We start from the raw sequence: 6,082 nt of genomic DNA on the forward strand, positions 1-6,082 counted from the left end.
AATAAACCGGATTCTTAAGGGTAAACTAGATCGAACTTTCAGCGAGCATGAAGCCGCCCTGCTAGCTGACATGCTTCCCCAAAAGCCTCGGCATTATGACAATGCAAAGTTCACCTTTATCGATCTATTTGCAGGTATTGGGGGAATACGTAAGGGGTTCGATCAAATTGGTGGAAAGTGCGTATTTACGTCGGAGTGGAACAAGTTCGCTCAACGCACTTATAAAGCGAACCATTACTGCGGAGATGATCACGCATTTAACAGCGATATCACCGATATAACCCTGTCGGGAGAGAACGTCACCGAACAACAGGCAAATGCTAGTATTCGCACCCGCATACCAGACCACGATGTATTACTCGCTGGCTTCCCTTGCCAGCCATTCTCATTAGCAGGAGTATCTAAAAAGAACTCTTTAGGACGTGCTCACGGCTTCGCCTGCGATACTCAAGGAACGCTGTTCTTTGATGTGTGCAAAATCTTGGAAGTAAAACAGCCAAAATTTTTCCTGCTAGAGAACGTCAAGAATTTGCGGAGCCACGACAAGGGGAAGACTTTCACCGTTATTAGAAAAGCCCTCGACGAGCTTGGCTACGACGTAGCGGATATTGAGTTCGAAGGAAGCGGAACGGATGACCCTAAGATTATAGATGGCAAGCACTTTGTTCCACAGCATCGAGAACGTATTGTTCTGGTAGGCACCAGAAGAGACTTGGGTCTCAAGGGGAAATTGACGCTAAAAGACATCAAACTGCCGCGCTATAGACCCTCATTCGGAGAAATACTTGAGCCGATGGACGGCGAGGCCGAAAGCAAATATGTACTCACCCCCAAGCTTTGGCAGTACCTCTATGAGTACGCGAAAAAACATCAAGCAAAAGGAAATGGTTTCGGGTTTGGACTGGTAAATCCGAACGACCCACAAGTTACAGCGCGGACTCTATCAGCGCGGTATCACAAAGACGGCTCCGAGATCCTTATTGATCGAGGCTGGAATATGGCGCTAGGAGAACGCAACTTTAACGATGAAGAAAACCTTGCACGACGGCCCCGCCGTTTAACTCCAATTGAATGCGCAAGGCTAATGGGCTTTATCGGTCCAGGTGAAAGCGACTTCAAAATCCCTGTATCGGACACACAGGCTTATCGACAATTTGGAAACTCGGTTGTCGTACCTGTATTTAATGCCGTAGCAGATTTGATGCAACCATTCATCATCGCTGCCTGCTCTTCCTCCTCCGCAAAGACAAAAGAAGCTGAGGTAGCTTAGTGACGGACATCGTCTCGCCCGCTAAACGAAGCGAGATGATGTCTGGCATTAAAGGTAAAGATACCAAACCCGAACTCATAATAAGAAAAGGACTGCACAAGCGAGGCTTTCGGTTTCGATTGCATGACAAGCGATTACCGGGAAAACCCGATCTCGTCCTTCCAAAATACCGGACAGCGATTTTCGTTAACGGCTGCTTCTGGCACGGCCATAACTGTCAGCTTTTTAAATGGCCCAAATCCAACCCAGATTTCTGGAGGGAAAAGATCACCACGACGAGGAAACGCGACGAGCAAAATCAGCGTGAGCTAACCGCGCTAGGCTGGAAGGTTTTGGCTGTATGGGAATGCGACCTGCGAGGTAAGAGCGAGACAGAAATTGACCGTTTGATTGACCGCCTCGCGAAAACTCTAAAGAGCTTTTTGACCTAATTAGCCTTGCATCTATACTCGAATTAAAGGCTAAGAAAGCAAGAGAACCAATGTATAACCGTTTCGATCACACGAACATCCCCAGCCTCGATCACGCGCTAAATTTACTCGAAAGTCATGGCTGCCGAAGCTTCATGGCTAAAGAGCTTCCAAAGAATGCTAACGATAAGAACCAAATTTACCTTTATCACGACGCATCGATTCTGAATAACATTTTTGCACTGACATTTGGCGAGCGGGGCGATACCGAAAGCTCCAAGAAACGAGCAGGAAAACCCATTACTGAATCGGTTTTCGATAACTTTTCGTGGATCGATACAGAAGGCAACCCATCACAACTAAAATCATGCAAAGCCATTGTCTATCACCAGTACCCGGAAGCACGACTTTCGGGGTTTAAGACCATTGATGGAGAAATGCCTAGAAGCTTAGCTGTTGACTATACAAAGAGCCCGCAGTTTCAGCCCCGTACCCTACTGCTGGGAGCGGACTTCGAAGGCAGGGCATACGGAATTGTCGTTGTTAATCCAAATGACAACTTTCTAAACGAACTTCGCAGCAAACCACTTGCCGAGGGTTCAAAGGTTTGTCGCCTATGGGAAAGCGCGAGAAAGCCCATACATGACCCGGAGGAAGAGCTTCTTCAGTTACTCAGAGAGCGTGTAGGGAACACAACCAATTTAGGTATTAGATTGAAAGTGGACGGATCTATCGTTCCGTTTAACGGCACTCAAGTTGGCGGGTACACCTTAGAGGCCCTACTCGAAATCCCCAGTAACTCTGACAAAGACGGCGACTTCAAAGGCATAGAACTTAAGACGTTTAGTCAGAAGCGCCTTACACTATTCACCCCAGAGCCAGATGGCGGAGTTTACAGCAATTCTTTTGAAGAATTTATGCGCAGATACGGGTACGAAAAAGAAAGCGTATACCGCTTTACAGGGCTGCACAGAGTGGGTGAAGTCGCATCGCGCTCGCAGCTATGTATGCAGATTATCTGGACGCACCCAGATACAGGAGAAGTGAAAACTTATAGCAGCTACACGCCTATTGCTAAGCAACTCAATGGTCTAGAAGTTCGCCTAATAGACAGCAACGACATAGTCGCCGCGTCTTGGTCGATAGAGCGCTTAATGAATAACTGGGGCGTTAAACATCAATCATGTGTGTACGTTCCGTGCAAAGTTACACCAAACGAGGAACAAATCACGATAGATCAGGGGTACAAAAAGGTCGTCGCATTTGGCGGCGAAGTTTTATGGTGCAAGAAAACGAGCATGAAGCATCTCTTGGACGCTCTAGAAGCCGGAACGATCTTCCTAGACCCGGCTCCAAAATTCGACCCGGAGAACGCTAAAAACAACAAGCGCAGGTCGCAGTGGCGAGTGAATGATATTTATCGATACTCACCTCAACTATACGAGACAGTAGAAAGTACTAGCCTCGAAAAATAACAACCAATCAAACACGGACTTTGATCAAACTCTTCTTAACCGCGATTTTAGCAAAATAAAAACTAAGTGCGTTTATTCCATTAGCTAATACAAAGACGAGAAAGAGCCATAACCCTATTATTGTATCGATAAAGCCAAAAAACCAAATCCCAACGCAAACTGACGAAAATAAAAGCGCATTAAATACTCCGATATATACATGAGCCTCAAACCGCCAATAATCTGGCCACTCATGAAGAAGCTTAAGGTTTTCATGCTCGGGAAAAAGAATTGCATGGCCTTCTTTGAGCACCCAACACGACACACCGAGCGGCAGGAGCGTCATCCATTCAATTGCATCTTTGTTCAAACTAATCTCGGAAAAATATCGCTCTAATAAGTCCCTAAAAAACAAGCAAGTCGCGACACCAATAACAACCGAAAGAAACTCAAAACTAATTAAATAAACCCTTGCATAGTAAATCCATCGCATCAGTGCTTCATGTCCCTTTCCGTTGAAACACTTTCAAACAATGACCTTACTTCTATAGCCAAACTAATAGGATCTGGCTCCTTCGAGTACAAAAAGCTCTTTTGGGTATCGCTAGTACTTACAACCACCTCATCACCATTCTCCATCCCTACGACTTTACCCTTTCCGTACCCGTCAGCTGCCATCAAAATAGCGGCATCAGTAATAGCTAGATCGTGTTGTGGCTCATAATCAGCATCCTCAATTATCTCATCCATCACTTCTATTATTCGCGACTTCAGGCCCTTCTCTTTTGAAGAATGCTCTTTAACTGAAACTTCAGAGGCATTTCGCTCCTCAATATATTGATTAAGCCCCGCCCAAAGCCTTCCGAATAAAGGGTTTGGTGGACTAACACGCGCAGAAAACTCGGTGAAGTGACTAAGCTTTTTCAACCTAGTTGTAAACTGCCTATAGTCTGATACAGGCTCAATGTAACAAGAGATCATAAAACCGTCGAATGCGGCCTCTATGACAGATTTAAATCGCCGGGAAAAAGTCTCTTCCTGAATTCCATTCCAGACATGTAAAAACGCTATCCCAGAATATGAAGGGAGATAAATAAAAGGTGAACTGGCTTCTAGCAGGTTAGGCACATCCGTACTGACTTGAGAACGGCTGAATTCATCAATAACTTTCGCATGACCCTGCCTAGCATACTTTGACAATTTTCCGAAAACAAAAGGAAGATTTGAGCCCCTATGATCCTCCACATCCGTAATAGCCCAGTCAAACTTCCCTACGGTTATGATTGGCGAATTGATAATCGCATCCATCAGAGCTGTCTGATCCAAATTTATTTTTACAATCCTTCCTAAATAATAGCGTCCGCGCGACATCAACAGCTCCCTTCAAAGCCAAGCCTACATAGAGGTGCAAAATCCTACTAAAAACACCTCCGCTCAATTTACATACAAAAAAATGCCTTTCGTTCTTCTTCAGAATGAAGGTTATAAAATGCGATATGGTAAGTCGACGGCTTCACAGCATCTGAGCAAAGTTGATACGGTATTTGATCAAAACAGAACTCCGCCGAAACAGAAGACATATCTTTCACATAACAGTCTTGCAGAATTTTCAAGCGATCCGACGGGAAACTATCCTTATAGTCTTTGTTGAACTCGGGCTGAAAATACTTAATCATTGCAGCTTCATATATCGCGACCCTTTCGCGCTCATCAGTTCCGAAGAGTTTATCAAGTCCCGCTTGAATCCTTTCGCCCGTTTTGTCCTGCACGATCGCGTTAGGAACAATTGAAGTCATGATCTGGTTGCTTGGCTGAACCGCAATCAGCAACAACTCAATCTGATAACCTTCAGGCGCCCGATTTAAAGCTATTCTCTGGAGAGTCTCATGCTTTTTTAGCCGGTCTAACGACGAGCGCTCGCCATTTTTCCCAAACGCCTGACCAATGTAGCGAACATCAAACTCCATTCGCCCATACTGCTCTACCATAGTGTCTATTAATTGGGCTTCTGAAGGAGCAAAGCGTTTCCCATCTGGCCGTTGAACGAACCAATAACCATCAACCTCTTTCAATTCAATATCACAAGGAAAATCCCATACTAAAACTCGTTCTTCCTTTAAAACTTTTAGATCTACAAATATGCGGCGATCAGCCTGCCTAAAGCCTGACACGAAAATCTTAGGGCGATACCCAATAAAATAAATATGACAAGTTTCGACCAACTCAGCATACTCACCCAAGGCATTGTCATCATATATGTACTCGGCGGGAAGATTCACATAGCTATAAGCATAAACACCTAGCGCATGCTCTATATCAAACTTAGTGGGCCCTATCATGTGTTGCCTCCCTCCTGATCACATACTAACCCGCATCACGATGCTTAAAAACAATATAAGAAGCAATTCTTATATTCCATTAACAGATTAGCAAAAATACTCTAGACAGGCATTCTATATATTTGGAGAGCGACCAATTGTCTACATTGCGTCTACATATCGAAAATGCAACGATATCAGAAAAACAAAGAAGTGGTGTAAGCTATTGATTTAAATGGTGCCGAGGGCCGGAATCGAACCGGCACGGCCTATTCGGCCGGCAGATTTTAAGTCTGCTGTGTCTACCAATTTCACCACCCCGGCAGGAGTGCTCACCAACGGTGAGAAAATGGAGGCGCGAGCCGGAGTCGAACCGGCCTACGTGGATTTGCAATCCAGTGCATAACCGCTTTGCTATCGCGCCATCTTGTGCAAGGTGTTTAAGTGCCTTCGATGAACATGGATTGCTACATCCAGTGCACTCTTTACCTTTGATCGTACTATCGTACTCAGCGCTTTGCTATCGCGCCATCTTGTGCAAGGTGTTTAAGTGCCTTCGATGAACATGGATTGCTACATCCAGTGCACTCTTTACCTTTGATCGTACTATCGTACTCAGCGCTTTGCTAT

The 6,082-nt window shown here is 45.1% G+C and carries 6 protein-coding genes and 2 tRNA genes; 3 read left to right on the top strand and 5 right to left on the bottom strand.

Annotated features, from left to right (window positions below):
• The 3 genes from dcm to A3751_RS10595 form a co-directional block, all read left to right on the top strand.
• The coding region (gene dcm, locus A3751_RS10585) for a DNA (cytosine-5-)-methyltransferase (protein ID WP_156492380.1) at window positions 1–1,270 on the top strand (1,270 nt) is incomplete at its 5' end.
• Entirely contained in the window at window positions 1,270–1,701 is a 432-nt protein-coding gene (locus A3751_RS10590; RefSeq protein WP_068455530.1) for a very short patch repair endonuclease, read from the top strand. The genes dcm and A3751_RS10590, both read left to right, overlap by 1 nt.
• Before the next feature lie 50 nt (window positions 1,702–1,751).
• On the top strand, window positions 1,752–3,155 hold the full coding sequence (locus A3751_RS10595; protein WP_068455534.1) for an MvaI/BcnI family restriction endonuclease: 1,404 nt from the start codon (window positions 1,752–1,754) through the stop codon (window positions 3,153–3,155).
• 7 nt (window positions 3,156–3,162) lie between these two features.
• Here the strand turns inward: A3751_RS10595 and A3751_RS10600 are convergent, their stop codons facing one another.
• The 5 genes from A3751_RS10600 to A3751_RS10620 all read right to left on the bottom strand — a co-directional run bounded on the left by A3751_RS10600 (window position 3,163) and on the right by A3751_RS10620 (window position 5,876).
• Window positions 3,163–3,627 (bottom strand): hypothetical protein, encoded by a 465-nt coding sequence (locus A3751_RS10600; protein WP_068455537.1) that lies wholly within the window; start codon window positions 3,625–3,627, stop codon window positions 3,163–3,165.
• A complete protein-coding gene (locus A3751_RS10605; RefSeq protein WP_068455540.1) occupies window positions 3,627–4,505 on the bottom strand; it encodes a hypothetical protein in 879 nt (292 codons plus the stop codon). Before A3751_RS10605 ends, A3751_RS10600 begins: the two co-directional genes overlap by 1 nt.
• A 68-nt stretch (window positions 4,506–4,573) precedes the next feature.
• The gene (locus tag A3751_RS10610; RefSeq protein ID WP_068455543.1) at window positions 4,574–5,473 is read right to left on the bottom strand and encodes a hypothetical protein; all 900 of its coding nucleotides are present in this window, start codon (window positions 5,471–5,473) and stop codon (window positions 4,574–4,576) included.
• A gap of 215 nt (window positions 5,474–5,688) precedes the next feature.
• Window positions 5,689–5,776 (bottom strand) — tRNA-Leu (locus A3751_RS10615).
• Window positions 5,777–5,802: 26 nt separating this feature from the next.
• Window positions 5,803–5,876, bottom strand: a tRNA-Cys gene (locus A3751_RS10620).
• Between the last annotated feature and the right edge of the window lie 206 nt (window positions 5,877–6,082).

The sequence above is a fragment of the Oleiphilus sp. HI0080 genome (assembly GCF_001635135.1).